This is a genomic window from Pseudomonas sp. Pme6b (assembly GCF_058129925.1).
Map to the genome: position 1 here is coordinate 2,275,954 of NZ_CM176704.1, position 24,061 is coordinate 2,300,014.

The 24,061-nt window shown below is 55.5% G+C and carries 25 protein-coding genes, 1 tRNA gene, 3 pseudogenes and 1 other annotated feature; of the genes and pseudogenes, 13 read left to right on the forward strand and 16 right to left on the reverse strand.

The genetic code is table 11. The annotated features are described in order from the left end of the window. Positions 1–83: 83 nt before the first annotated feature. Positions 84–812 carry an amidotransferase gene (locus AC4ANE_RS10360; protein ID WP_002552862.1) on the forward strand — a complete coding sequence of 243 codons (729 nt, stop codon included), beginning with the start codon at positions 84–86 and terminating at the stop codon, positions 810–812. A 40-nt stretch (positions 813–852) separates the two neighbouring features. Here the strand turns inward: AC4ANE_RS10360 and AC4ANE_RS10365 are convergent, their stop codons facing one another. The 3 genes from AC4ANE_RS10365 to AC4ANE_RS10375 all read right to left on the reverse strand — a co-directional run bounded on the left by AC4ANE_RS10365 (position 853) and on the right by AC4ANE_RS10375 (position 3,057). Then, positions 853–1,824, reverse strand: coding sequence for a magnesium and cobalt transport protein CorA (locus AC4ANE_RS10365; RefSeq protein ID WP_002552863.1), 972 nt, complete (start codon positions 1,822–1,824; stop codon positions 853–855). A gap of 124 nt (positions 1,825–1,948) precedes the next feature. Next, positions 1,949–2,638: a crotonase/enoyl-CoA hydratase family protein gene (locus tag AC4ANE_RS10370; protein ID WP_002552864.1), complete on the reverse strand. Its 690-nt coding sequence runs from the start codon at positions 2,636–2,638 to the stop codon at positions 1,949–1,951. Between the two features lie 125 nt (positions 2,639–2,763). After that, positions 2,764–3,057: a DUF6388 family protein gene (locus AC4ANE_RS10375; RefSeq protein WP_002552865.1), complete on the reverse strand. Its 294-nt coding sequence runs from the start codon at positions 3,055–3,057 to the stop codon at positions 2,764–2,766. 162 nt (positions 3,058–3,219) lie between these two features. Between AC4ANE_RS10375 and AC4ANE_RS10380 the strand changes: the two genes are divergently transcribed. Continuing rightward, positions 3,220–3,549: an EthD family reductase gene (locus tag AC4ANE_RS10380; protein ID WP_031596028.1), complete on the forward strand. Its 330-nt coding sequence runs from the start codon at positions 3,220–3,222 to the stop codon at positions 3,547–3,549. A gap of 1 nt (position 3,550) precedes the next feature. On the opposite strand, the gene AC4ANE_RS10385 is transcribed toward AC4ANE_RS10380, so the two are convergent. Continuing rightward, entirely contained in the window at positions 3,551–3,970 is a 420-nt protein-coding gene (locus AC4ANE_RS10385) for a DUF4124 domain-containing protein (protein WP_002552868.1), read from the reverse strand. Between the two features lie 151 nt (positions 3,971–4,121). Here AC4ANE_RS10385 and AC4ANE_RS10390 point away from each other — a divergent pair, with 151 nt between their 5' ends. After that, positions 4,122–4,292 carry a DUF6021 family protein gene (locus AC4ANE_RS10390; RefSeq protein WP_002552869.1) on the forward strand — a complete coding sequence of 57 codons (171 nt, stop codon included), beginning with the start codon at positions 4,122–4,124 and terminating at the stop codon, positions 4,290–4,292. A gap of 52 nt (positions 4,293–4,344) precedes the next feature. Here AC4ANE_RS10390 and AC4ANE_RS10395 read toward each other — a convergent pair whose 3' ends face one another. The 3 genes from AC4ANE_RS10395 to AC4ANE_RS10405 all read right to left on the reverse strand — a co-directional run bounded on the left by AC4ANE_RS10395 (position 4,345) and on the right by AC4ANE_RS10405 (position 6,075). After that, positions 4,345–4,713 carry a c-type cytochrome gene (locus tag AC4ANE_RS10395; RefSeq protein WP_002552870.1) on the reverse strand — a complete coding sequence of 123 codons (369 nt, stop codon included), beginning with the start codon at positions 4,711–4,713 and terminating at the stop codon, positions 4,345–4,347. 66 nt (positions 4,714–4,779) lie between these two features. Then, positions 4,780–5,310 carry a hypothetical protein gene (locus AC4ANE_RS10400; protein ID WP_002552871.1) on the reverse strand — a complete coding sequence of 177 codons (531 nt, stop codon included), beginning with the start codon at positions 5,308–5,310 and terminating at the stop codon, positions 4,780–4,782. A gap of 261 nt (positions 5,311–5,571) precedes the next feature. Further along, positions 5,572–6,075: a cupin domain-containing protein gene (locus AC4ANE_RS10405; RefSeq protein ID WP_002552872.1), complete on the reverse strand. Its 504-nt coding sequence runs from the start codon at positions 6,073–6,075 to the stop codon at positions 5,572–5,574. A gap of 214 nt (positions 6,076–6,289) precedes the next feature. Between AC4ANE_RS10405 and AC4ANE_RS10410 the strand changes: the two genes are divergently transcribed. From AC4ANE_RS10410 to AC4ANE_RS10425, 4 genes are all read left to right on the forward strand, one after another. Next, positions 6,290–6,547, forward strand: a complete 258-nt coding sequence (locus AC4ANE_RS10410; protein ID WP_010197125.1) for a DUF1652 domain-containing protein — start codon at positions 6,290–6,292, stop codon at positions 6,545–6,547. Between the two features lie 785 nt (positions 6,548–7,332). After that, positions 7,333–8,555, forward strand: a protein-coding gene (locus AC4ANE_RS10415) for an IS3-like element IS51 family transposase (RefSeq protein WP_095178853.1) whose coding sequence is annotated in 2 segments (ribosomal slippage) — positions 7,333–7,618 and positions 7,618–8,555 — 1,224 coding nt in all. Because the reading frame shifts where the segments join, the coding sequence is not laid out codon by codon here. Beyond that, positions 7,611–7,727, forward strand: a sequence feature (AL1L pseudoknot). Its footprint overlaps the gene before it by 117 nt. A 361-nt stretch (positions 8,556–8,916) precedes the next feature. After that, positions 8,917–10,176, forward strand: a complete 1,260-nt coding sequence (locus tag AC4ANE_RS10420; RefSeq protein ID WP_054082596.1) for an IS256-like element ISPsy17 family transposase — start codon at positions 8,917–8,919, stop codon at positions 10,174–10,176. Positions 10,177–10,277: 101 nt separating this feature from the next. Beyond that, on the forward strand, positions 10,278–10,607 hold the full coding sequence (locus AC4ANE_RS10425; RefSeq protein ID WP_460411044.1) for a hypothetical protein: 330 nt from the start codon (positions 10,278–10,280) through the stop codon (positions 10,605–10,607). A gap of 138 nt (positions 10,608–10,745) precedes the next feature. Here the strand turns inward: AC4ANE_RS10425 and istB are convergent, their stop codons facing one another. The 5 genes and pseudogenes from istB to AC4ANE_RS10450 all read right to left on the reverse strand — a co-directional run bounded on the left by istB (position 10,746) and on the right by AC4ANE_RS10450 (position 15,683). Continuing rightward, positions 10,746–11,549, reverse strand: coding sequence for an IS21-like element ISPsy20 family helper ATPase IstB (istB, locus tag AC4ANE_RS10430; RefSeq protein ID WP_031598096.1), 804 nt, complete (start codon positions 11,547–11,549; stop codon positions 10,746–10,748). After that, positions 11,542–13,041: an IS21-like element ISPsy20 family transposase gene (gene istA / locus AC4ANE_RS10435; RefSeq protein ID WP_122302115.1), complete on the reverse strand. Its 1,500-nt coding sequence runs from the start codon at positions 13,039–13,041 to the stop codon at positions 11,542–11,544. Before istA ends, istB begins: the two co-directional genes overlap by 8 nt. Positions 13,042–13,133: 92 nt before the next feature. Continuing rightward, complete coding sequence (locus AC4ANE_RS10440; RefSeq protein WP_460408880.1) at positions 13,134–13,922, reverse strand: hypothetical protein; 789 nt, start codon at positions 13,920–13,922, stop codon at positions 13,134–13,136. A 312-nt stretch (positions 13,923–14,234) separates the two neighbouring features. Then, a pseudogene (locus AC4ANE_RS10445) lies at positions 14,235–14,435 on the reverse strand (transposase); the annotation flags it as partial. A 51-nt stretch (positions 14,436–14,486) separates the two neighbouring features. Then, positions 14,487–15,683 (reverse strand): IS256 family transposase, encoded by a 1,197-nt coding sequence (locus AC4ANE_RS10450; protein WP_002552874.1) that lies wholly within the window; start codon positions 15,681–15,683, stop codon positions 14,487–14,489. Positions 15,684–16,320: 637 nt separating this feature from the next. Here AC4ANE_RS10450 and AC4ANE_RS10455 point away from each other — a divergent pair. From AC4ANE_RS10455 to AC4ANE_RS10475, 5 genes and pseudogenes are all read left to right on the forward strand, one after another. Next, positions 16,321–16,506: a hypothetical protein gene (locus AC4ANE_RS10455; protein WP_031596102.1), complete on the forward strand. Its 186-nt coding sequence runs from the start codon at positions 16,321–16,323 to the stop codon at positions 16,504–16,506. A 102-nt stretch (positions 16,507–16,608) separates the two neighbouring features. Then, positions 16,609–16,831 (forward strand): annotated as a pseudogene (locus tag AC4ANE_RS10460) (IS3 family transposase); the annotation flags it as partial. Between the two features lie 644 nt (positions 16,832–17,475). Next, positions 17,476–17,977 (forward strand): annotated as a pseudogene (locus tag AC4ANE_RS10465) (Hcp family type VI secretion system effector). A 29-nt stretch (positions 17,978–18,006) separates the two neighbouring features. Continuing rightward, a complete protein-coding gene (locus AC4ANE_RS10470; protein WP_004659794.1) occupies positions 18,007–18,402 on the forward strand; it encodes a polymorphic toxin type 44 domain-containing protein in 396 nt (131 codons plus the stop codon). After that, positions 18,380–18,832, forward strand: coding sequence for a hypothetical protein (locus AC4ANE_RS10475; RefSeq protein WP_031596106.1), 453 nt, complete (start codon positions 18,380–18,382; stop codon positions 18,830–18,832). The genes AC4ANE_RS10470 and AC4ANE_RS10475 overlap by 23 nt, the downstream gene beginning before the upstream one ends. A 117-nt stretch (positions 18,833–18,949) precedes the next feature. On the opposite strand, the gene AC4ANE_RS10480 is transcribed toward AC4ANE_RS10475, so the two are convergent. The 3 genes from AC4ANE_RS10480 to AC4ANE_RS10490 form a co-directional block, all read right to left on the reverse strand. Continuing rightward, positions 18,950–19,348, reverse strand: a complete 399-nt coding sequence (locus tag AC4ANE_RS10480) for a hypothetical protein (protein WP_031596108.1) — start codon at positions 19,346–19,348, stop codon at positions 18,950–18,952. Between the two features lie 229 nt (positions 19,349–19,577). Then, positions 19,578–19,667 (reverse strand) — tRNA-Ser (locus tag AC4ANE_RS10485). 178 nt (positions 19,668–19,845) lie between these two features. Then, entirely contained in the window at positions 19,846–20,595 is a 750-nt protein-coding gene (locus AC4ANE_RS10490) for a 3-oxoacyl-ACP reductase family protein (protein WP_002552877.1), read from the reverse strand. Positions 20,596–20,709: 114 nt separating this feature from the next. Between AC4ANE_RS10490 and AC4ANE_RS10495 the strand changes: the two genes are divergently transcribed. Continuing rightward, entirely contained in the window at positions 20,710–21,276 is a 567-nt protein-coding gene (locus AC4ANE_RS10495) for a cysteine hydrolase family protein (RefSeq protein WP_002552878.1), read from the forward strand. A 12-nt stretch (positions 21,277–21,288) separates the two neighbouring features. Here AC4ANE_RS10495 and AC4ANE_RS10500 read toward each other — a convergent pair whose 3' ends face one another. Then, positions 21,289–24,033 (reverse strand): DEAD/DEAH box helicase, encoded by a 2,745-nt coding sequence (locus AC4ANE_RS10500; RefSeq protein WP_460408881.1) that lies wholly within the window; start codon positions 24,031–24,033, stop codon positions 21,289–21,291. Positions 24,034–24,061 lie beyond the last annotated feature (28 nt).

Below are 24,061 nucleotides of genomic sequence, written 5' to 3' on the forward strand. Positions count from 1 at the left end.
GGGGTGCTGCTTGATTTGCCGATGCCTTCAAGGCAGGCTCTGCCCGTGCGCTATTGCCTCATCATTGTTTCAGGGCCTCTTTTATGTCTTTACGCATCTGTATTCTGGAAACCGACAACCTGCGACCGGAACTGGTCGAGCAATATCAGGGGTACGGGCGGATGTTCGAATTGCTCTTCGCTCGCCAGCCAATCGCTGCAGAGCTGACGGTTTACAACGTGGTGCAAGGGGACTATCCACCTGCAGACGAGCAGTTCGATGCTTATCTGGTGACCGGCAGCAAGGCAGACTCGTTTGGCACCGATCCCTGGATTCAGACCTTGAAGGTTTATCTGCTGGAGCTGTATCAGCGCGGCGAAAAACTGCTGGGTATCTGCTTTGGTCACCAGTTGCTGGCCTTGCTCCTGGGCGGCAGGACCGAGCGTGCCGTGCAGGGTTGGGGTGTCGGTATTCATCACTATCAATTGGCACCCGCCAGACCGTGGATGACGCCAGCAATGGACAAGCTCACGTTGCTGATCAGCCATCAGGATCAGGTGACCGCGCTGCCCGAGAACGCAACGGTGCTTGCATCCAGCGAGTTCTGTCCATTTGCGGCCTACCATATCAATGATCAGGTGCTGTGTTTCCAGGGCCATCCCGAGTTCATTCACGAGTTTTCCCGGACCTTGCTTGATCTTCGTCAGGAAGCGCTGGGCGAACAGGTTTACCAACAGGGTGTTGCCAGCCTGGATCACGACCATCATGGGGCGACGGTGGCAGAATGGATGATGCGCTTTGTGGCGCACAAGCCGGAAAAACAGTCTGTCTGATCCGGCGCATGGCTGTTTGAACGGGAATGCAGTGGCGGTGCTATAGCCAGCCAGAGCGCTTGAAGCTGGCAAACAGCGCCGTACACCCGCCCAGAATGACGCCCAGCACGATGAAGTAGCCGTATTCCCACTTGAGCTCCGGCATGTTCTCGAAGTTCATGCCGTAGATGCCGGCAATTGCGGTTGGAAAGGCCAGAATCGCTGCCCAGCCAGCAAACTTGCGCTGCACGATGCTTTGCCTCGAGGACTCCAGCAACAGGCCGATTTCGATTGTCTGGCTGGCGATGTCACACAGGTTGCCCAGGTCTTCCATTTGCCGTTTGACATGAATTTCCACGTCGCGAAAGTAGGGGCGCATGTTCTTGTCGATGAACGGGAAATTGAGTCTCTGCAGTTCTTCACCCACTTCCACCATCGGCGCTACATAACGGCGCATGCGCAAAAGATCACGGCGCAGTGCATGAATGTGCTGGATGTCGGATTCGCGCAACGAGCCGCCGATGACACTTTGCTCCAACAGTTCAAGTTCGGCATGGATGGCTTCGGTCACCGGTTGATAGTTCTCGGTGACGAAGTCCAGGAGGGCGTAGAGCACGAAGTCTTCGCCGTGCTCCAGCAGCAGTGGTCTGGCCTCGCAGCGCTGACGCACCAGCCCGTAGGACTTGGAATGGCCGTTGCGCGAGGTGATGACATAGCCCTTGCCCGCGAAGATATGGGTTTCGATGAACAGCAGCTTGCCGTTTTCGCGTACCGGCGCGTAGGTCACGATAAACAGCGCATCGCCAAAGGTTTCCAGCTTTGGACGGCTGTGAACCTCCATGGCATCTTCAAGGGCCAGTTCATGCAGGTTGAACTGTTCTTTGAGGCTGGTCAGTTCCTCATTACTGGGCTGCTCCAGGCCGATCCAGACGAAATGATCGGGTTTGGCGGCCCAGGCGGCGCCCTCATCAAGGGTTATATCGCGGACTTTTTTGCCTTTGCTGTATACCGCTGCTGCAACAACTCGACCCATGGCGCTATCGCTTCTTCAATATGTCAGTGGCGCAAAAAACATGCGCGGTAGCTGATCAGATTGATCAAATGCGTATGAGTTCGCCGGTAAACAAAAGCCCGCGCGGGCGGGCTTCGATTGGGTATCACAGCATGTGTTGCCGATCCTGCTCGATAGCTGCATCCAGTGTATCGAGCAAGGCTTTTCTAACCTTGAGTTTGGTCTTCTTGTGCGCGCTCATGTTGATCTTCTTCAACTGTGCAGCGACCGACAATGCGGTGTTTTGCAGTTCATCGACGCTGACCACCTTGTCCAGGAAGCCGGCGGCCATCGCTCCTTCAGGGTCGAACATTTCGGCATTGATAACCGAGCGATTGAAGGCTGATTTACGCAACCGGTCACGCGCCAGTTCGATGCCGGCGTGGTGCATGGGCATGCCGATCTGTACTTCGTTCAATCCGATACTGAACGGCCCTGCGACACCGATACGATAATCGGCGGACAGCAGCAAAAAGGCACCCTTGGCAACGGCGTGGCCGGGGCAGGCGACGATGATCGGGAAGGGGTGCGACAGCATTCTGCGCGCCAGGGTGGAACCCTGAGCAACCAGATTGATCGCCGCTTCGGCGCTCGAGGTCATCACCTTGAGGTCGTAGCCGCCCGAGAGAATCCCGGGCTGTCCAGTGACGATCACGATTGCCCGGTCCTGTTCGGCCTGATCCAGCGCAGCATTGAACGCGATGATTACGTCCGGAGAAATGGCATTGACCTTGCCGTTGTTCAGGGTCAGCGTGGCGACACCGTCGTCCAGATGGTACGAGACCAGATCACTCATGACGTGATTCCTTTATTGAAGTGAGCAGACGTTACTCACCCATAAGGAACAGGTAAAGCGCTGACTGATGAGTCACTCGGTAGATCGCCAATCAATGGCCGATTTACCCTCAACGGCGGCTCGGGTCATGGCTGGATATCGTTGAAGCCGCAATATTCTTCCCAGTCCATTCCCAGCGCTTCGGCTACCTGGCGGTGTGCTTCAAGGCGCATGCTCTGCAACTGTTCGGGCGACTCGGCAATCAGTTCCAGCGCCAGTTCCCAGGACTCGATGCCCTGGCTCTCGGCCTCGTCTTCAAAAGCCCACTGTAATTGCTGCTTTTGCTCTTTCGGGCTCAACGCGCTGATTTCGTCCTTCAGGGTCGGATGGGTCGCGAGGTATTTCGCCAGCGCGGCCTCGTTCCACTCAAGCGTATTCATGCGGGGTTCCTCAAAATGGTTCGATAGCCCGGCTGCTTTTCAGGGCAGGGGGCAAGACGGCGTGATTGTGAGGGAGCACGTCATTGATGTCAGCACCCGGCCGCAATAATCGCTAGAGTGCTCAGACGAATGTATTGATCCTTCACTCAGGAGCCTATCGAGATGATTAAAGTCAGTGTGCTGTATGCGTATGAAGAGGGTGCCCGTTTCGACCACGATTACTATCGCGACAAACACTTGCCGCTGGTGCAAGAGCTGATGGGCAGTTACTGCAAGGGCTACAGCGTCGACAGAGGCATAGGCGGAGCAACGCCGGGCTCGGAGCCTCGGTATATCGGCATGTGCCACATCTATTGCGATGCCATAGAAGACTTTGAAGCCGGCATGGGGCCGCATTCAAAGCAGATCAATGCCGACATCACCAACTACACCGACCTGATCCCGGAGATACAGATCAGCGAAGTGCGTGCCGATGTGAAAACCGCGCGATAGCTTATCGAGCGGCGTCCTGGCGAGCCGCTTGTTTTTTTGAAGACATGCCACCCGACGGATCAAAGCACTGGCTGTCGTAACGTGGGCTCTGGCACTGCGAAGGGATGTTCGGCGGTGGCGGGCGGTTTCGTTGATACGCCTTGTAGCGTTCCGTCTCGTAGACCGTCACGTGGGTGCGGCCACTGATCTTCAGGTATTCAGTGGCCTTGAGATTGGTCTGGTGAACATAATCGATAGGCTCACCCTCGCGCCGCATGTTCGGCGGGCCCTGGCGCTGCAGCGCGCTCTGTGCAGCGTTGTCACAGGGGATCGACGCATAGCTCACCTGTCCCTGCGGTGATGTGCATTTGAAGATCTCGCCGTACGCCGTGCCTGCACCCAGTAGCGCTAACACTGCCAGCGTGATTGAAAGCCTTTTCATGGTTCTCTCCTTGCATGGCGCAAGGCTATCATTTGCCTCTGAACGCCGCCATATCCTCTTGCTGCAAGACCCCGTTCGTCAGACATATCGCACGGCTATGTTGATCCGCTTTCTGACTATCAGGTTCTGAATTTAACCAGTGGAGGCGCATATGACCGGCACCAAGCCAGGCAGCAGCAACGAAGACAAGAATGATCCGGGTTTTGACGAAGAGTCACCGAAAACCCAGGACCCGCAAATCGATCCGACCGAGCCCGCCAAGACTCCAGCCAGTGACAAGGGCAGCAAGGATGATTACCCGCCGTACACCCCGGACAAGTAACTGAGCGACCGCCCTCGGTAAACACCGAGGGCGGTTTATCTACCTGTCCGTATTATTTGTTTGCGTCCAGGTATTCGAGCAGGTCTTCCATTCGCTCATCGTTGCCCATCCACCACAGTTTCATCCGCGTGCCAGGCACGACTTCGCCTGGGTCCTTGAGATACGTGCGCAACTCTTCACGCGTCCAGACCAGCCCCGAGTTTTTCATTGCGTCGGTATAGATGTAGCCTTCCTGTTGCCCTGCCTGACGACCAATGATGCCGTTGAGGGGCGGACCAAATGCATTGCGTGCAGAAGGGCCGATCTTGTGACAGCCGGAGCAGAGGCGGGTAAAGACTGCTTTTCCGGCTTCTGCATCACCTGCGCCGTAAGCCAGCGGTTGCAGTGCCAGCGCCACTATGAATAAGGCAGTTTTTCTCATCGATATCCCACAGCGCGTGCGGCCGTCTGGTCAAAAGCGACGAATGTTAGCGCAATTATCGGAGGTTCACTTGCTGGCCGGGATCTGGCTCGACAGTTCGTCGAAGTCACGCTTGTAACTCGCCATCTCTGCGGCACTGACGAAGCTCTGTTCAAGGACCACTTTCTTCGCGCCGGACTCGATGGTGTCCAGTTGATGAAGGAAGCGCTTCTTCTTTCTCGCCTCCATCCGTGCGCCAGCCTCATCGATAGCCGTGCGTAGCTCGGTTGCTCGCTGGTTTACGAAATCCTGGCCTCGACGATCAACGGTGAGCCCGTCGTTTTCGACATAGCCCTCCAGCCCGGTTTTCTTCAACACCAGCCAAAGTGCCTGATCCGGCGTGAACGTACCCTTGAATTTCTTGACCTTTCTGCTGCTGTCAGCGCCCAGGTCGACGGTAACCGGGCAGCCGGATCTATGCGCCAGTTGTTGCAGCGCCTCATCCAGGCGTTGTGAAGGCATGTCATAGGAGACGGGTGCCATCTGGCATGCAGCGAAGGCAGGAGCCGCCGTCAGAAACGCAACGGTGAGGACCAGTTTTTTCAGGGTGTATTTCATGTGGGAGGTTTTTCTTCCGGGAAGTAGGGCTTGGAAACCATTTTCTGCATGATGTTCCCTATCTGCCCGACGCCTGTGAAAGCAGTCGTGTTCCTGATGTCTCTGGGCGCATGTGGGGTACCATGTGCTCAAATCGCAGACAAAGAAAAGCCCGCGATGGGGGGGAGCGGGCTTAAGGTCTTGCTGGGAATTGAGTTAACAATAAACCCGCGAACGTGAAAAAAGCGTGAACTGCCGGATACAATTTATGAACAATTGAAATCAGGGCTCGCCTTCCCAGTAATCGAGGTTTTCAGTGGTCCGCTGGTTGGCGGTAAACACCCGGGTTCCCTGCACTGAAACCATCGCCTGGTACTTCCCCGAGTCGGGGTATTCACAGACCTCCGGCGTTTCCCGGGTGCTGATCGACAGGTACTTCAGCGGCGTCTGCGAGGTGTTGATTATCTGATGAGGGTATTCGGAACCAGCCGGGATAAACACGATGTCACCCGTCCGGATCGGCAGCATCTCGCCTGCGACACGCAAACTGCCTTCGCCCTCGATGATCACGAACATCTCTTCCTGCGCATGATGAAAGTGATAAGGGCACGAGCGCTTGCCCGGCGCGACGATATCAATCGAGGCCCCGAGCTTTTGTGCCGCCGTGCCTGTGCCCAGACGGGCTGCCGAGCTTTCATAGAGAGGTTCACGAACTTCATATGCGAGGGGAGCCTCGTTGAAATTGCGAATCAGACGAGACGCCAGTTCACGTGCGCGTTCATTCATGTCGGTCGACGCTCGGGGAGTTCAGAAGAGGGTACTTTAGACCAGACAGCGTGATGCGTTGCAGGCAGTTACCTTGATCAGGAAAAACAATCCCGGGCAGTCGCCACAAAAAAGCCCCCGCGCCGCGTGCATCCGTTGCGCAGGTCGGAAACCTATTCACCTGAAACTCGTCTACTCTTTACATCACGATTCAGCCCTTTGCAGAGGACGCACCATGTTTTCAAAAACCGATATTCAACGCGTTCTTGAAACGGCCTTTCTGCCGTCAAAGTGCGAGTGCGTCGTCGCGCTGGATGAAACCTTTTCAGTGAAGCTTCTCCACCCCGAGTCAGGCGATATCCAGCTGTATGTAAAGGGGCTGTCCTTGTCCGAGGTAGAGAGCAGCCGATCCATCGCGCGGCTGGTGCTTTCGCTGAGAGAGCAGAGGGATCTGATGGGGTTGATGGATTTGTCCATGAGGCGGTTGGCGTAGGGGCTGGGGGCGGATTTTGATTGTGGTTGTTTGATTGCATTCAGGAAGCCCCTGAATTCCTTTCAGAATTCAGGGGGTTTGCGTTTTATCGATGTGGCGGTGAAAGAGGGGGCTCAAGTAATCGTCAATGGCTTGGTGCGATACCGGAGCGTCTACCCTCGCGAGCCCATCACCAAGACAATGACTTGATGCTTTCCAGGGAAACGAACCTTGAGTCGGGCTTGAAGTGATTCCCTCACGTAACGAAAGCCGCGGTGCTCCCGGTTTGAATGCACAATATGATGCATAACCACCGGCGCCCAATGGCAGGAGCCGCATTTGCAGATGGATCCTCAAAAATGATGAGAGCCGCGATCACGGTGCTAGCAAGTCATGTCCCACCGTTTAACTCAGTTCATACAGCCGCGCAGGCGTTGCCATCTAGTGAACTATGCTGGAAGACGTTCCAAAAGCTCACCCGCATGGATTTAGAAAAGCCCTGTGCGGCGTTCTTCGCCGGAGGCTGGTGGGCGAGGATTGATATGTTCTACATCGCCTTTGCAATGTCGACTGGATTGCGTCGAGTCGCAGGCGTCTCCGCTTGGGCCTGAATCTGCCGGTGGCGCCCGACCGCCATTGGCCAGGAGCGGTCATCGAGATCTACAGAAGCCGGGGCGACTCACTTTTACGGTTACCAGGACGTAAGGCCGTCTGAATGGAGCTCATCTATGAGCGGTTACGTTGGACCAACACATGTGAACCGCCCCGGGTTTCTCGGAGACTCCAACCTTTGAGAGGATGGAGCGATGAAAAAACTACCGAAGTATTCCCCAGAGGTCCGTGAGCGGGCCATCAGGATGGTTTTCGAACACCTTCCTGAGTACGAGTCGCAGTGGGCCACCATCAGTGCCATTGCCCCCAAGATCGGCTGCACGCCCGAGACATTACGGCTGTGGGTTCGCCAATCTGAGCGCAACAGCGGCCAGCGTGATGGGCTGAGCACAGTCGAACGTGAGCGAGTCAAGCTCTTGGAGCGTGAGAACCGTCAGTTGCGTCAAGCTAACGAGATCTTGCGTAAGGCCTCAGCCTATTTTGCCCAGGCGGAGCTCGACCGCCCATTCAAACGATGAAGACGTTTATTGATGAAAACCGCCAGTCTTACGGGGTCGAGCCGATTTGCAAGGTGTTGCCAATCGCCCCGTCGACGTACTACCGGTACGCTGCTCAGCAGGCTGACCCCAGCCAGCAGTCAGCGCGTGCGCAGCGTGACCAGGAACTGGGTGAGCACATCCAGCGAGTCTGGGATGAGCACTTCCAGGTATATGGCGTGCGCAAGGTCTGGCGACAATTGCTGCGTGACGGACTGCAAGTCGCCCGCTGTACGGTGCAACGTCTGATGGGAGAGCTGGGCCTGCAAGGCGTGGTACGCGGCAAGCCCGTCAAGACGACGGTCAGCGACCAAGCCAGGCCGTGCCCGCAGGATCATGTCAACCGTCAGTTTGTGGCTGAGTGCCCGAACGCCCTATGGGTATCGGACTTTACCTACGTCAGTACCTGGCAGGGTTTTGTTTACGTGGCCTTCATCATTGATGTCTTTGCCCGATTCATCGTCGGTTGGAAGGTGTCCAGTTCAGCGCGTACCGATTTTGTACTCGATGCACTGGAGCAAGCCCTTTACGCCCGTCGCCCAGTCAAGCAGGGTGGACTCATTCACCACAGTGACCGTGGCGTGCAGTACGTGTCCATTCGCTATACCGAGCGTCTTGTCGAAGCCGGTATTGAGCCATCGGTCGGGAGTGTCGGTGACTCTTACGACAATGCTTTGGCTGAGACCATCAATGGTCTTTACAAGGCTGAAGTGATTCATCGACGCTCTTGGCCCACACGGGGGGCGGTGGAGCTGGAAACCCTGAAATGGGTGGACTGGTTCAATCACCGCCGCCTGCTGGAGCCAATCGGTCATATTCCACCGGTCGAAGCAGAAGCAATCTATTATCAGCAACTCACCGAGTCTGCCCAGGTGGCATGACTCAAACAAAAGGGTCTCCGAGAAACCCGGGGCGGTTCACATGGTTATGAGGCATCCGCGCAGTCAGCCGCACTCGAATGTGGAGTAGCGACTTAGGCCTGATCAGCGCCTGTTACGGTCGAGATTTTGAACAGAGCGGGTATATGCCGGCTCTAGCACTGTCAGTCTGCACAGAAACTAGGAATAGAGTTGAATGTACAATCAGATATATGAAGCCATGAAGCGAAGTTGCGGCTACGTCACAATTGTCTTGGATGGCGAGACGATCAGTCAGGGCACCTGTTTTGCGTTCACCCCTGATGGTGAAGGAGACTGTCAGAAATTTTGTGTTCGGGCATAACATGTAGCTAGAGGTGCATGTATGCCGACCAAAAAGAAGTCCGCCAATGCAACAGCGAGGGAGTTGCCCTCGATTCCCCAAGAGCTGATCGAGCAGTTTGTTAAAGGCCCGATGAGCGCCGAAGCCATTCAAGACGCGTCCATGGCGTTCAAGAAGGCTCTGATCGAGCGTGCGCTAGGCGCCGAGCTGGGTCACCACCTTGGTTACCCTCAGGGCGCGGAGCGCCCTGAGGAGTCGACCAATCAGCGTAATGGCAAAAGCAGCAAGACGGTTCTGACCGACGACGGGCCGCTTCGCCTGGATATCCCCAGAGACCGCGATGGTAGCTTCGCCCCGATCCTGATTCCCAAGCACGAACGACGTTTTACAGGCTTCGACGACAAGATAATTGCCATGTACGCCCGGGGCATGACGGTGCGTGAGATCCGCGCTTTTCTATCTGAGCAGTATGGAACTAACGTGTCCCATGACTTCATCAGCTCAGTCACCGATGCGGTCATGGAAGAGGTGGGCACTTGGCAGCAACGACCCTTGGAACCGATGTATCCGGTGATCTTCTTCGATGCGTTACGGGTCAAAATCCGGGACGAGGGGTTAGTGTGCAACAAGGCTATTTATCTGGCGCTGGGGGTATTACCTGATGGCACGCGCGACATTCTGGGTATATGGATCGAGAGCACCGAGGGTGCCAAGTTTTGGATGAAGGTGTTCAACGACCTCAAGACTCGTGGCGTTGAAGATGTTCTGATCGCCGTCACGGATGGCCTCAAAGGAATACCGGAGGCGTTGGGGGCGGTTTTTCCTGCCACGACGCTGCAAACCTGCATCGTGCATCTGATCCGCAACAGCTTGGACTATGCCGCTTGGGATAAACGTCGGGCACTGGCCAAAGCACTCAAGCCGATCTACCAGGCGATCAATGCAGATGTGGCTGAGCAAGAGCTTAACGCCTTTGAAGCGGGCCCCTGGGGCAAGCAGTATCCGACTGTGGTTGCTGCATGGCGTCGCGCCTGGGATCGGGTTATACCGTTTTTTGTTTTCCCGGCGGGCATCCGCAAAGTGGTTTACACGACCAATGCCATCGAGAGCATCAATGCCCAGTTACGCAAGATCATCAAGACTCGAGGGCACTTCCCGACCGATGAGGCCGCGACGAAACTGATATGGCTTGGGTTGCGCAACATCACCGCCAACTGGGGTCATGCGGCACACGACTGGAAAGTGGCAATGAATCAATTTGCGATCCTGTACGGAGACCGATTTACCAGACCGAGCTGGTAAAACAAGGGCCTGCCTGACGGCAGGCCCTAACCAGCCCGAACACAAAAAAACTGATACTCCCTGGTGAAGTCATTACCGCGGCACATGTTGTGACAGGACGAATGCCGATACAGGTGAAGGACTACACCGATCCCAATGCCAAAATTTTTATCAAATTTTCTGGGCGCCCCGTGCTGGAGTACCTCGTGAAATTTTGCTCCTTGGAGATCTGTGTCGAAGCGTTTTCTGAAAACGTGCAGCTCGACATTGCGGTCCTCGCTCCCAAGGAAACACAATCCGAGGTCTTCAGCTTTCTCCCCGCCAGCCTCTCACCTCCTAGACTGGGGGAAATGGTTTTTCTGTCTGGTTTCTCCGATGACCTCTCGTTACCGTTCAACCTCGATAAAATAGCTAAAAAAGATTTCCCGGTGTTGGCGCTGATTGAAAACTGACCCACCCTGCCGATTGAAAATTGACCCAGGACGGATTGCTGATTTTTGCCCCAGCAATTGTGGATAAGCTTAGCAGCAGTGTTCCGATTGAAGACGCATCAAGCCCCACCGCATGCAGCAGGGCATTTATGGTGCGGATCAAAATGGCTCATCGTCCTCGATATCATTTCCGTCCTTTCGCTTTCGTTCGCGTGTTTTGATCTTTGTCTGGGCAGCCAATGTGCTGTGTTGTAGGCGGTAGGACTCGTTGCCCGTTTCGACGATGTGGCAGTGGTGTGTCAGCCGATCCAGCAACGCGGTGGTCATCTTGGCGTCGCCAAACACACTCGACCATTCCGAGAAGCTCAGGTTGGTGGTGATGACCACGCTGGTGTGTTCGTACAGTTTGGACAGCAGGTGAAATAACAGGGCGCCACCGCTTTGGCTGAAGGGCAAATATCCGAGTTCATCCAGTATCACCAGGTCTGTGCGCAGCAGTGCCTGGGCGATTCGCCCTGCCTTGCCATCGTACTTCTCACGCTCCAGCAGATTCACCAGATCCACCGTGGAAAAGAAGCGCACGCGTTTGTTGTAGGCCGTGATTCCGGATACAGCCAAGGCACTGGCCAGGTGTGTTTTCCCGGTGCCAGGGCCGCCGATGAACACGACATTCTGCGCGGTTTCAGTGAACGCCAAGCTGGATAGATCGCTGACCAGCCGGGCATCAGCGCTGGAAGCGCTGAAGTCAAAGCCAGCTAAGTCACGGTGCATGGGGAGTTTTGCCATGTTCATCTGATGATTCACCGAGCGCACCGCGCGATCCGCATGTTCCTGCTGAAGCAGATGTTCCAGCAGCCATTTCGATGAAGCCGTCGACGCTGTTCCTTGAGAGACCAGTTCTTCCCAAGCACTGGCCATGCCGTGCAGGCGCAGTTCTTTGAGTTCAGTCATTAGGTCACGCATTGCGATTCTCCTCATCGGTCGTACGGAGCCGGTCGTAGCGTGCTGTATTGGCAACCGGCGCCACTTTGAGTTGCAGGCTGGTTTCTACACAGGGAGGTGGTGCGGTGGAGGTCAGGCGGGCAACGACATTGAGGATGTGATCGGCGCTCAGACTTCCCGATTCAAGTACCAGCTCCACCGCCACCAGCACTGGTTCGAGACCGGCGATGGGCACAGCAGCCAGTACCTGCATCATGATTCGATCACCGTTGGTGTGACGCCTCAGTCCGCGTTTAAGAAGCTGTAACGGTTTTGGCAGATCAGCAAATGGAGCGCCATTGCGCAGTGCACCAGGCTTGCGTTCGATGAGTGGGATGTAGTGCTGCCAGTCAAAACCGATCTGATCTCGATCAAAGAGGCGCTCGTGACTGGCGATCACCGTTTCGTCGGCAATGACCACGATTCGCGAAGGGTACAAACGGCTGCTGACCCATTGACCCACACGCTCGCAAGGCACCGAATAACGATTGCGCGCCACGCTGATCAGGCAGGTGCTAGAGACACGGACGGTGCGTTCCACGTAGCCATCAAAGGCCGTCGGCATCGGCATCATTTCAGCCTGCTCCAGCTCCAGGACTTCTGCCACCGTCAAACCGTTGTACTGCGGATGTACAAGTTCAGCCCAGAGCGTACGACAGCGTTGGCCGAGCCAGACGTTCAGCTCCTCGAAGGTATGGAACATGCAATTTTGAGCATCGAGCCAGATTCGCCTCCGGCTGTCTTGCACGTTCTTTTCGACGATGCCTTTCTCCCAGCCAGAGGCCACGTTGCAGAAGTCCGGATCGAACAGATAGTGCGCGCACATCACGGAAAACCGGGCATTGACCGTGCGGCCTTTGCCTTTGTTAACCTTGTCGACAGCCGTTTTCATGTTGTCGTAGATGCCGCGACGTGGCACGCCACCCAACGCTCCAAACGAACGTGTATGGGCATCAAACAGCATCTCGTGGCCTTGACTGGGGTACGCAACCAACCAGAACGCGCGACTTGCGCACAGCTTCATATGGGAGACCTGGATACGTCGAAACAGGCCACCGATCAGCAGGCCTTCTTCGCTCCAGTCAAACTGAAAGGCCTCACCGAGGGCAAAAGTCAGCGGTACAAAAGCGCGTACAGACTTGCCTTGCTCGCACCGCCAAGAGCGGACAAACGCCGTGAGCTGGCTGTAACCGCCGTCATAACCCTCGGCCTTGATCTGCTCAAAAAGTGCCTTGGCGCTCCTACGGTTGTGTTTTGGCCGGAACGAATCAGCCTTGAGCGCCTGCTCTAAGGTCTCGTGAAAAGGGTTGAGCTTATTGAAGGATGCGCACCGTTGGTACGCTGGTTGATTGGCTTCGGGCGCTCTGACCCATTTTCGGATGGTGTTTCTCGACAGCCCGGTACGCTTGGCTATCTGATGCAGCGAGAGCTTGTCGCGGAAGTACATCCGCCGGATTTTTCCCAACATTTCCATGCTGATCACCCTGTGTTCTCCTGCTCAAAAAGTGAGCAGAAGCAGTTGAACACCTGGGTCAGTTTTCAGTCGGCAGAACAGCCTCTACTGGGTCAGTTTTCGGTCAGCGGCAACAACCACACCGGCTGTGCGCTGACATCACCCTTGAAAATGTACATGCAGTCGGTTGACGCGCTGGTAATTTCAGCTTGCCGGACGTAGTGGCCGTTCTCATACCCGACCAGTGTGAGTAAGCCGGGTTGGACCAGCGCGAGAGTATCAACTGTGTCCACCCCTTCTTGTTGAACGCCATAGTCAAAATAGGCCCATTTCAGAGGGAGCACGGTCGACGGCAAATACGCCAAGTTGAGATCTTGCTTCATACGGGCCAAATCTTCAGGTGTTCCAAAGGGAACTGGATTGCTGCAAGCTGCTAGAAGCGCGGCGCAGCTTCCAGCGAGGAGCCAGTGCAGGCGTTTCATTTTCACTCTCCGTGTGTCGATGCTGGTGTTGCTAATTGAATGTGGGCGGATGTTATCAGAAACATCGCAGGTTCCATGATTGGAGCATTTCAATTTTGATTGGAGCGGGAAAAGGTCGATGGAGAGAGAAACCAGCAACACCGGAATTCTAAAGCGCCATCGGTACCTGATACCGGCATTGATGGCTATCGCGTCATTGGGCAGTGCAGTGTTGCGTTTTTCTGGCGACTGGAGCCACTTCTGGGCGGTGCTGCAGTGCAGGCGTGGTTCATGCAAGCGGTCTTCGCTTACCTTCGAGGAGGCCGGATTGCCATTGAACCGGGTAGTTTTTCTAGGGATGCGGCTCCGCTGGGAAGATTGGCACTGGCGGTAACCGCATTTGCTTCTTACCTGTTGGCGTTCGCCTGTGGGTCTGATCATATTGACTCGGTTCATGAACGAAGAGCTTCGGATTGGACAATGCCTACCCGGGAGGATATCGGACGCGCAGGTGAGTGAACGTCAGCCAGTGTCTCAGACGTCCGGGCTTCGCAGCTTTCGCAGAAGTTACCAATGTAGCGGCTGCTATCGACCGATTCTGTTGAAAAAGTCGGAATTTCAGGCTGGAAGAAGGCGACGTTGGCCTTCGTTTCAGAACCTGGTCACCACGTTGCGTGGCTTTCCAGTTCTGCGTTGACCGTTGCAGCTTGGTTAATAGGTTAATTTGAGGGTTTTTGCTGGCTCCGGGCGCACCTATCCCGTAGTCGGTGGCCCTTGAGAGGTCAGTTTCGCCAGTCGTCTTAGATTCTGTACCGCAGCCGCCAAGGTGAATTCGTCGTTCGCACCGGTCATTCCTCGTAGCCTTAATCGTTCCAGTTTCAGGATTCGTTTGAGATGAGCGAACAACATTTCGACCTTTTTGCGCTCATGGCGAGAGCACACGTATTGGATCGTGTCCCAGCAAGTGATGTAACTCATCACGGCTCTGGCCATTGAGTTTGCCGTTTAGTTGATCACGGCCGACAGCTTGGCCTGCGGATTATCGCTGACCGCCTCGAAGGCCTCCAACTGCATATAACGTCGTTGTAGGCACCACTCGTCGTTCTGCTCCAACAGCATCGCTCCGACCAGCCGGGTGATCGCTGGATCATTAGGGAAGATGCCCACGACATCGGTACGTCGCTTGATCTCTGCGTTCAGGCGTTCCAGCGGATTCGTGCTGTGCAACTGCTGGCGATGGGCTTTCGGGAAAGCCATGTGTGCCAGCACTTCATCTTCGCAACCGTCCATGAGCACCGCAATTTTGGGGTATTTCTCACGCAACTGGTCGGCCACCAGGCGCCACTGCTGATGGCATTCCTGACGGCTATCCTGAGCAAAGACCGTGCGCAGCAACGCCGCCACCATGCTGCGCTGCCCCTCGCCGACGTGAGCCATCGCGTTACGCATGAAATGCACGCGGCAGCGCTGCCAAGTCGCGTGGAAGACCTTGGCGACCGCCGCCTTGAGACCTTCGTGGGCGTCAGAGATCACCAGCTTTACGCCGCGTAAGCCACGACGCATCAAGCTACGAAGGAAGTCCGTCCAGAACGGCTCCGCCTCGGAGGGGCCAACCCGCATGCCCAGAATTTCCCGTCCTCCATTGGTGCTGACGGCCACGGCGATTATTACCGCGACCGAAACGATGCGGCCTGCCTCCCGCACTTTAACGTAGGTGGCGTCGATCCAGAGGTACGGCCAGTCGCCTTCAAGTGGTCGATCCAGGAACGCATTGACGCGTTCATCAATCTCACCCGCGAGTCTGGATACTTGGCTTTTCGAGATGCCAGTCATGCCCATGGCTTTGACCAGCTCGTCGACCGAACGCGTGGAAACGCCTTGGATATAGGCTTCCTGAATGACTGCCGCCATCGCCTTCTCAGCGGTTCTGCGTGGCTCCAGAAAGCCAGGGAAGTAGCTGCCTTGGCGCAGCTTGGGGATCTTCAAATCAACGTCCCCGGCACGGGTTTGCCACAGGCGGTCGCGGTAACCGTTGCGACTGTTGGTACGGTCAGGGCTTTTGACATCGAAGCCAGCGCCGCAAAGGCTTTCAACATCGAAATCCATCATCCGCTGGGCGACGAACTGGATCATTTGCTTGAGCAGATCAGCATCTGCCCCTTTCTCAACCAACTCGGTCAATGCGATAGTGGGCTTGGTCATCGTGGTTTCTCTGGTGAGTGTTTGGTCTTCGCAAACTCAACAGTAGCCAAGAACCACGATGACCATCCTCTTTCGCCCTCGAGGCGCTTTCGGTTGGTTCAGTTACACCACTTCTCGGGACACGATCGAAGTGCAAAGTGAGCCAGACCAAGGCGCTACGAAATTGGGCATACACCCTGCAAATCAACGATCCATCGGGGCCGTAGTACGTCATCTTCCAGATCCGCAAAGCGGTGCAGCCAGGACGGCAGAAACAGGATCTGACAATCAGAAAAGCTTGTGGACGCGATTTCTGACGGCAATCTAGTACTTTCAGACAAACCCTAGGAAAAACCGGAGAGGCGACAAATATTCTGACACCGGGACGCGTGTGCTGCCTGACCTTGTGGCATGAGGCTATTAGCCCATTTGTGCTATTGATCGTATTAGGTTTCAGTACTCAAATGTGCCATAGAGAAGTGCATCTCTAAATCAAAACTCATGCAGCTGACTTAGGGTCGCTGTTTGCCTGGTCACGTTTTAGGGCCGCGGCAGTGTACCTTGAGTGCCGACAATAAAGCGTTAAAGTCGGTAGGGTATTGTGACGTTCATGCAGCCTTTACAGGCTCGCATTACCCGCTAAAACTATGGAGCATTTATGAAAGACAATATGAAGAAAGTGCGTTCGCGAAATATTGGAATCGCCTTGGCGCTCACATTGGGCGTTGCATTCAGCGGCACTGCAAGTGCGTTTACATTTGAACACGGGTGGAGTTGCCAGAATAAATGGTATCAGATGGGACTTATTGAACTGATTTCGTGCGGCGGTGGCGGCGAAGGTTGAGTTTTTTACGATACACGCTATGTGCGGTAAAAATAACATGTGCTTCAAGCCTGTGCATGCCTGTGAAGATGCGGTCACACGGTCGCATCTTCACGCCGCATCATCGTGTCGATGATGCTGGAAGACGGCGAGCAAATTGGACGGTTCAAGGTGCGAGGCCTGATGCGGGAACTGGAGCTGGTCAGCGAACAACCTGGATCACACGCCTACAAGCCAGCGACGGTTGAGCGGTCTTATATTCCGAACATCTTGAATCGAGAGTTTGATGTGCCGGCGCCGAATCGGGTCTGGTGACATCACCTACATCTGGGCTCAAGGGAAGTGGCTGTCGTTGTGGATCTCTTAATATTAGAAATAATTGCCGAGTAGTCATTTTCTGGAGATATCAAGTCGTAACCGATTAAAAAAACGCCCATCGAACTCTCTTTGGGAGGCTAAATGCCACCGGCTGGAGAGCCGTAGCCTACGTCCTTGGCATTGCCACCCTTAATTTCTGCTCTGTCCCAACAGATTTCCGGGGTCGTCCTTACGTAACGCTGCAAGGTGGAGTCAATCAATTCATGGAACCCCAGTTTTCATTTGAAGATGCAAAAGACCCTACTATAGCTCAGTTGCAAAAGGGTAGGCGCATTACTCTGGCCTGCACCGGCAGGGGCGACATTGCCAAGACGCCTATTTCTGAAGACTGCCAGTTCGTACGCTGAACAATCTGAATCTGAATCGGGATCGGAAGCACCGCACTATCATTAAGCTGTGCTCGACTGCCCCCCCCCTCTGCGCTCTGTTTAGCAGCGTTGAAGCTGACCCGACCCCAAAGATATTTCCAGTCAGCACAGTCAATCGCCGTCGAATGTAGCGCGAGCAGGCAGCATGAGAATTGGAAAACAGGGAAAACGACCTCACTGTTCCGTCAGCGCGGGAATCTCAGTATCATGCTAACCCTTGCGAAAACCTTAAAAGGAATTAAGTATGTCATTTGAAGCCTACCTACAAATCGAAGGTATTCCCGGAGAAACGCTCTCCGAAGGTTACGAAAACTGGATTGAGCTACAGGATTTCGACCTCTCGGCCAGTCAGACAGCGTCCGCTACAGCTACGTCCGCTGGCGGTGCAACTTCTGGTCGCGCTTACTTAAGTGATTTGCTTGTCCGCAAACCTGTAGATAACGCTACCCCCAAACTTCATGAGGCTTGCTGTAGTGGAAAACATTTTTAAGCAGGTGTCGGTTCATATATTTAGGGCTGGCGATCCGAAAGTTAAATACCTTGAGATAGTGCTTGAGGAGGTTATAATTAGCTCTTTCGCTTTAACGGGCAATGGCGATCAGTCTAATGCGTTTCCGAGTGAGCTGATTGCGTTAAATTATGGCCGCATCAAATTAATCTACTCCAAACAAAGTCGAAAGACTGGGCAAGGCGCAGGGCAAATTGCGGGCGGCTGGGATGCCATCAGCAATAAAATTTACGCCTGATCCTGTGCGCGTTTGGAAGAGAGCAAGCCATGAACTATGAAATGCCAGAAGCGATACCTCCCGGCGTTAGTGTCGATGTGCACATGAAGCTTGCGAACGATCAGTGGAAGAAGGACCCCGCTGTCGGTGCATTCATGAGTTGGTTTTATTACAAAGTACGTAATCATGGTCCATGGGACTATAAGCAGCAGAATCATGCGTGGGAAGATTTCGGCAATTTTCACTACGGCGCCGTGGGCAGAGCTGGTCAGTTGCCTGATCAGATTCTGCTGAGGGCTGCGGGGTTTGCTCAGAAACGTTCAGGGACGCAGAGCACCAAGGTGGATTGGGGGAAGTGGTACTGGCGTGCGCCGTATGGCGATGATCCAACTGACCAATATTGGATAGAACAAGGTATTGAATATGCAAAGTCAAAAGGATACTAAGTCGCGCAATGTGTACAAAATTCTGTTCTGGTGCCTGTTAGGTCTTTTAGTTATTGATTACTTTCTTGACTCGGTGGTCGGTGGCATTGCAGATGCTGATGAGCTTGTTATTAAGCAGGAGGTTAAGGGCGGGGCGTGGGTATACGTAACTCGCTACGGTGCACCTGCTACTGATTTGGATACTCTGAGACTCTACATCGACAATCAGATTCAAGGAACCGATCAGGAGATTTTAAAGCAGCTAAACAAACAGGCTTCTTTTATGATTACGGATAGTAATGTGCAGGATGTCGTAATTCGCGATACTCAGAGTGGAGTGGGTATTGATGTTAAAGGCGCTGTTTACAATTATTACAGCAAGCAATACACCGACGGCGAAAAATTTAAAAGTTACCGCGTCAGCTTGAATCAGCAAGATGAGCGACGCTGAGTGAAGACCCTCTAATGCTTTTGTCTTTCTACATCTGTCTTATTGAATATCGGTCTTACTACCGGTCGAATTCCGTCTACCCCGGATAGACGATTTCCGACCATGGCGAGATCGAATTTAGGCTACGTCTCTCATCCATTCCGGCTGATCTTCGAAGTGTTCGTCGTACGCGATAACGCTGGGCGCCGGTGCAATCTGCGCCGCTTTTGGCAAGGGAGCAGGGGTGTACTCAGGCACACGTTCGCCTCTTGGGTTTGGCGTGACCGCTACAGGCTTAGGGATGGCCTCCAGCGGCGACATGGACGCCAGAATAAGGTCGCGAGTGATCGTCATCGAGTTGGAATATGCGCAGCCATGAATACGGCGCTTCTCGATGGTCAGGTATCCATGCTCACGCAATTTCTTGATGAACGCCTTTGCAACAGTAAGGCTGCAAGCAAACGCGCTGGCGATGTGGTTCTGATTGTCGAACCACAGCTCGCCTTCGCCGGTGAAGTAGTCGTGCCGATCTTTCATGAGCACCCACAGAATCTTGTCCTGTGCAGAAAGTGCGACGGGCTGGCGAGTAGTCAGACTGAGAAGCTGGCGGGCTTGGAGAAGGGTGTGCGGGCGTCGAGAATGTATGCACATCCCCAGCCATCGGGGGAGGGGAAGCGCTGACCGGCGAGAACTTGCAGCACTGTGAGTAGTACAAACAAAAAACCCGTGAACTCTAAGTAACTGAATTCACAGGGTTTTCTTAATATGGCGGTGAAGGAGGGATTCGAACCCTCGATACAATTTCTTGTATACACACTTTCCAGGCGTGCTCCTTAAGCCACTCGGACACCTCACCGTATCTCGACGACAACGTTGTGTCTGTCGAGGCGCGCTAATGTAGTCGAAACCTTTTCCTAACGCAAAACTTTTTTTCAGATTTTTCATGCGGTTAAGCAAATAAACGCTTATGCGCCACTGAAAAGCCCGAGAAGGCGGTGCGGCGCTGAGGCGCAGCGCCGCTCGTCTCGTGAAGTTCAGGCGCTGAAGCCGCCATCGATGGTCAGGCTGGCACCGGTTATGTAGCCGGCTTCCGGGCCTGCCAGGTAGGCAACGAAGCTGGCGATTTCTTCGCTTGTGCCGTAGCGGGGCAGGGCCATCAGTGCTTTCAGGGTTTCGGCGAATTCGCCCTGTGCCGGGTTCATGTCGGTGTCCACCGGGCCGGGCTGGACGTTGTTGACGGTGATGCCCTGCGGGCCGAGGTCGCGGGCCATGCCTTTGGTGAGGCCAATCAGCGCCGATTTGCTCATGGCGTAGGTTGCTCCGCCTGCAAAAGGCATGCGGTCGGCGTTGGTGCTGCCAATGTTGATGATGCGGCCGCCTTCTTCCATGTGCCGGGCGGCTTCCTGGCTGGCGATAAACACACTGCGCACGTTGATCGCCAGAGTTTTGTCGAAGTCCTGCATCTTGAAGTCGTTAAGTGGTGCGATCGCCAGAATGCCGGCGTTGTTGACCAGAATGTCCAGCCTGCCAAGGGTTTCAGCGGTGGTCTGCACGGCCTGGCGAATGGCTTTCTCATCGGCGCTGTCTGCGCGAATGGCCAGTGCCCGACCGCCATTGGCGACGATGCTGTCTTGAATCTCCAAAGCGTTGACCTCGGAGCTGACGTAGGTAAACGCCACGGCGGCGCCTTCTTTGGCCAGTCGCTGGACAATGGCTGCACCGATGCCTCGGGAGCCGCCCTGCACGAGCGCTACTTTGCCAGCGAGTTTAAGGTGTTCGATCACGATGTTCTCCTTGAGGGGCGGGTCTCGGACAAGCCTGAGCCTGTCGACGATTGCGACCAGAATAGACCTTGATTGCGATAGTCTTGCTGAACCAAAAGTTCGGACTGATTCATCATGGATACTCAAGGCAACAGCGCGCTGATCCTGATCGACATGCAGCAGGGCATCAATCATCCCAAGCTGGGGCGGCGTAACAATCCGCAAGCCGAGGCGAATATCGGCGCGCTGCTGAGTGCCTGGCGACAATCCGGGCGGCCGGTGATTCATGTCCGGCATTTCTCGACGTCACCCGAATCAGTGTTCTGGCCGGAGCAGTCGGGGGTCGAGTACCAGCCAGCGTTCTTGCCGCACGCCGATGAGCGGGAGTTGAGCAAGCAGGTGCCTGACGCGTTTTGCGGGTCGTTTCTGGAGATGTGGTTACGCTCGGACGGGATCGGGCAGGTGGTGATTGTCGGCGTGATCACCAACAATTCCGTCGAGTCCACCGCGCGCAGTGGAGGCAATCTTGGCTTTAACGTGATGGTCGCGCATGACGCCTGCTTTACCTTTGATCAAGCAGACTTCTTCGGCACGCCGCGTAGTGCCGAAGACGTGCACGCGATGTCGCTGGCCAACCTGCACGGTGAATACGCTACGGTCTTGTCCACGGCGCAGATCCTTCAGCATATTGCTGTTGAATAGCGCCGGACGGGTTTACTTGCGGGTTTTCTTCGGGGCTGCGGGAAGCGGGGCAAACAGGGCCTGAAGGTCTTCGTCGCGCAGTTTCCAGTCGCCGGTTGTGCGGCCATCAAGCACACCGGCTGCCAGCGCTGACTTTTCCCGTTGCAGGCGCTGGATTTTCTCTTCCACGGTGCCGCGCGCGATCATCTTGTAGACGAACACCGGCTTGTCCTGACCGATACGATAAGCACGGTCGGTCGCTTGATTCTCCGCTGCCGGGTTCCACCACGGGTCATAGTGGATCACGGTATCGGCGGCCGTCAGGTTGAGGCCGGTGCCGCCAGCTTTCAGGCTGATCAGGAAGATCGGCAGCTTGCCGCTTTGGAAATCATGGATCGGTGTGCGGCGATCGCGGGTCGATCCGGTCAGCAGGGCGTAGGCGATACCGCGCTGCTTGAGCTCTTCCTCGATCAGGCTGAGCATCGAAGTGAACTGCGAGAACAACAGAATCTTGCGACCTTCGGCCAGCAGTTCTTCGAACATCTCCATCAGGCTGTTGAGCTTGCCTGACGTGCCTTGTTTGCTGTTGACCGGCATGTCCTGATTGACCAGGCGCAGGTCGCAGCACACCTGACGCAGCTTGAGCAGCGCTTCGAGAATGATGATCTGGCTGCGTGCCACGCCTTTGCGGGTGATTTCGTCCCTGACCTTTTTATCCATCGCCAGGCGCACGGTTTCGTACACATCGCGCTGCGCGTCGTTGAGGTCTACCCAGTGGATGATCTCGGTCTTGGGTGGCAGTTCGGTCGCGACCTGTTCCTTGGTGCGACGCAGCAGGAACGGCTTGATGCGCGCATTGAGGTGATGCAAGCGGTCCTGGTTGCCATGCTTTTCGATGGCTGTGCGGTAATTGCTATTGAATTCCTTGCTGTTGCCCAGCCAGCCGGGCATCAGGAAGTGGAAGAGTGACCACAGCTCGCCCAGGTGGTTTTCCAGTGGCGTACCGCTCAGGCACAGGCGCTGACGTGCGTTGAGGTTGCGTGCGGCCTGGGCGGCCTTGCTGTTCGGGTTCTTGATGTACTGCGCTTCATCGAGAATCAGCACGTGGAAGGGCTGTTTCTCAAGCAGTTCCAGATCTCTAGGCAGCAATGCGTAAGTGGTCAGGATCAGGTCGTAATCCTGCAGGTTGCCAGCGTCCTGATGACGATTGGCGCCATACAGGGCCAGTACCTTGAGGTCCGGGGTGAAGTGCTCGGACTCGTCCAGCCAGTTGGGAATCAGGCTGGTGGGCATGACGGCCAGTGCGGGGCGGTCGAGGCGTCCGGCCTGTTTTTCCATCAACAGGTGAGCCAGGGTCTGCAGCGTTTTGCCCAGCCCCATGTCATCAGCCAGCACGCCGCCGACTTCCAGCTCGCGCAAGGACTGCATCCAGCTCAGGCCTTCCAGCTGATAAGGGCGCAGTGTGGCGTTAAGACCATCGGGCAGGCTGACCGGCGCGTCCTTGATGTTGATCAGGCGTTCGGCGAAGTGGCGCAGACGGTCGCCACCCTGCCAGGTCAGCGGCAGGTCTTCTAGCTGGGTCAGGCGTGCTGCATCGGCCTTGCTCATGCGCAGCGCGTTGTTGCCCTCCTGACGCCAGTAGAAGTCGCCCAGCGTCGCCAGTACCGGCTTGAGTCGGCCGTAGGGCAGGGCGATCTGTACCGGGCTGCCGCCGCTCTGGGTGAAGTGGTTGAGCTGCACCAGCAGTTGTTCTTCGTCGCCGCGCTTGGCCACGGCCGAGGGGCTCATCAGTTCGGGATGGCTGCGGATCAGGTTGATCAGGATCGGCAGCAGGCTCAGGCGTTCGCCGTTGACGATGATGCCCAGTTCCAGGTCGAACCAGTCGCGCTCGTTCTCTTCATCAATGACGGCATACCAGTCTTCCACGGGGGTAACGTCGAAGCCGAACTCGTCCTGAATGTCGATTTCCCAGCCTTGCTCGCGCAGGCGTGGCAGGTCGTCGAGGACGAAATGCAGCCAGGCCTTGTCGTTGGGCAGTTCGTACATGTCGCCAGCGCTGTCGGGCAAGGCCTTGCTCTGCCGGGTGGCGACCTTGAAGCCCAGGTCGGCCAGTTCCTGACGCAACTGCCGCTCCCGTTCGCCCTGACGACGGATGCGCAGGGTTTCGGTGTCGGTGTGCTCGATGATGTCGCTTTTCTGATTCACCAGGTCGCTGCCCAGCGAACTGACCAGAATACTGACGTTGGTGGTGCCGACCGCGTAATGCTTGCCGTAAGCGAAGGCCAACGCGGCACGGTGCTGAATATGCCGTTGCATGCGCCCGTTGCGTGGCTCGTAGGCGCTGAACTCGATGCTTGCCAGAATCAGTCTTGGCCGCGGTTGCAGGTTATCGATCAGGCGTTCCGGCAGCTTCGGCTTTTGCTCGATATGCTTTTCCATTTCCTGCTGGTGTGAAGTCAGCGCGGCTTGCAGCAGCGGCCGGTTCTGCGGGTCCTGGAGAAAATGCAGCGCGGCCACACAGTGCTTACAGTCGTTGCGGACCGGGCAGGTGCATTTGCAGGTCAGGTAGTTCTTGTAGCGATCCGGGTCCTTGAACAGCAGGGTCTGGGTGTAGATTTCCAGACCCGAGCCGCGGCATGCGGTACGGATGATCTGCGGGCTGGAGTCTTCCAGCACGATGCGTTTTTGCCGGGCGTAGTCAAGCCCTCGCTCAAGCGTTCGATCGTTGAATAAGTCTGTCCAGGCCGAGGCCAGGACTTTTTCGAGAATGGACGACAAGTTTTAAAAGGCCCTACGCCGCAGCGAT

What these genes read in the sequence shown, in the direction of transcription:
- AC4ANE_RS10365 (WP_002552863.1), bottom strand. Translation starts at nt 1,824, where the DNA reads ATGGGTCGAGTTGTTGCAGCAGCGGTATACAGCAAAGGCAAAAAAGTC.
- AC4ANE_RS10375 (WP_002552865.1), bottom strand. Translation starts at nt 3,057, where the DNA reads ATGAATACGCTTGAGTGGAACGAGGCCGCGCTGGCGAAATACCTCGCG.
- AC4ANE_RS10385 (WP_002552868.1), bottom strand. Translation starts at nt 3,970, where the DNA reads ATGAAAAGGCTTTCAATCACGCTGGCAGTGTTAGCGCTACTGGGTGCA.
- AC4ANE_RS10475 (WP_031596106.1), top strand. Translation starts at nt 18,380, where the DNA reads ATGCAAAGTCAAAAGGATACTAAGTCGCGCAATGTGTACAAAATTCTG.
- AC4ANE_RS10495 (WP_002552878.1), top strand. Translation starts at nt 20,710, where the DNA reads ATGGATACTCAAGGCAACAGCGCGCTGATCCTGATCGACATGCAGCAG.
- AC4ANE_RS10440 (WP_460408880.1), bottom strand. Translation starts at nt 13,922, where the DNA reads ATGATCAGACCCACAGGCGAACGCCAACAGGTAAGAAGCAAATGCGGT.
- istB (WP_031598096.1), bottom strand. Translation starts at nt 11,549, where the DNA reads ATGCGTGACCTAATGACTGAACTCAAAGAACTGCGCCTGCACGGCATG.
- AC4ANE_RS10400 (WP_002552871.1), bottom strand. Translation starts at nt 5,310, where the DNA reads ATGAAATACACCCTGAAAAAACTGGTCCTCACCGTTGCGTTTCTGACG.
- AC4ANE_RS10450 (WP_002552874.1), bottom strand. Translation starts at nt 15,683, where the DNA reads ATGACCAAGCCCACTATCGCATTGACCGAGTTGGTTGAGAAAGGGGCA.
- AC4ANE_RS10405 (WP_002552872.1), bottom strand. Translation starts at nt 6,075, where the DNA reads ATGAATGAACGCGCACGTGAACTGGCGTCTCGTCTGATTCGCAATTTC.
- AC4ANE_RS10480 (WP_031596108.1), bottom strand. Translation starts at nt 19,348, where the DNA reads ATGAAAGATCGGCACGACTACTTCACCGGCGAAGGCGAGCTGTGGTTC.
- AC4ANE_RS10455 (WP_031596102.1), top strand. Translation starts at nt 16,321, where the DNA reads ATGAAAGACAATATGAAGAAAGTGCGTTCGCGAAATATTGGAATCGCC.
- AC4ANE_RS10370 (WP_002552864.1), bottom strand. Translation starts at nt 2,638, where the DNA reads ATGAGTGATCTGGTCTCGTACCATCTGGACGACGGTGTCGCCACGCTG.
- AC4ANE_RS10390 (WP_002552869.1), top strand. Translation starts at nt 4,122, where the DNA reads ATGACCGGCACCAAGCCAGGCAGCAGCAACGAAGACAAGAATGATCCG.
- AC4ANE_RS10380 (WP_031596028.1), top strand. Translation starts at nt 3,220, where the DNA reads ATGATTAAAGTCAGTGTGCTGTATGCGTATGAAGAGGGTGCCCGTTTC.
- AC4ANE_RS10420 (WP_054082596.1), top strand. Translation starts at nt 8,917, where the DNA reads ATGCCGACCAAAAAGAAGTCCGCCAATGCAACAGCGAGGGAGTTGCCC.
- AC4ANE_RS10360 (WP_002552862.1), top strand. Translation starts at nt 84, where the DNA reads ATGTCTTTACGCATCTGTATTCTGGAAACCGACAACCTGCGACCGGAA.
- istA (WP_122302115.1), bottom strand. Translation starts at nt 13,041, where the DNA reads ATGGAAATGTTGGGAAAAATCCGGCGGATGTACTTCCGCGACAAGCTC.
- AC4ANE_RS10470 (WP_004659794.1), top strand. Translation starts at nt 18,007, where the DNA reads ATGAACTATGAAATGCCAGAAGCGATACCTCCCGGCGTTAGTGTCGAT.
- AC4ANE_RS10425 (WP_460411044.1), top strand. Translation starts at nt 10,278, where the DNA reads ATGCCGATACAGGTGAAGGACTACACCGATCCCAATGCCAAAATTTTT.
- AC4ANE_RS10410 (WP_010197125.1), top strand. Translation starts at nt 6,290, where the DNA reads ATGTTTTCAAAAACCGATATTCAACGCGTTCTTGAAACGGCCTTTCTG.
- AC4ANE_RS10395 (WP_002552870.1), bottom strand. Translation starts at nt 4,713, where the DNA reads ATGAGAAAAACTGCCTTATTCATAGTGGCGCTGGCACTGCAACCGCTG.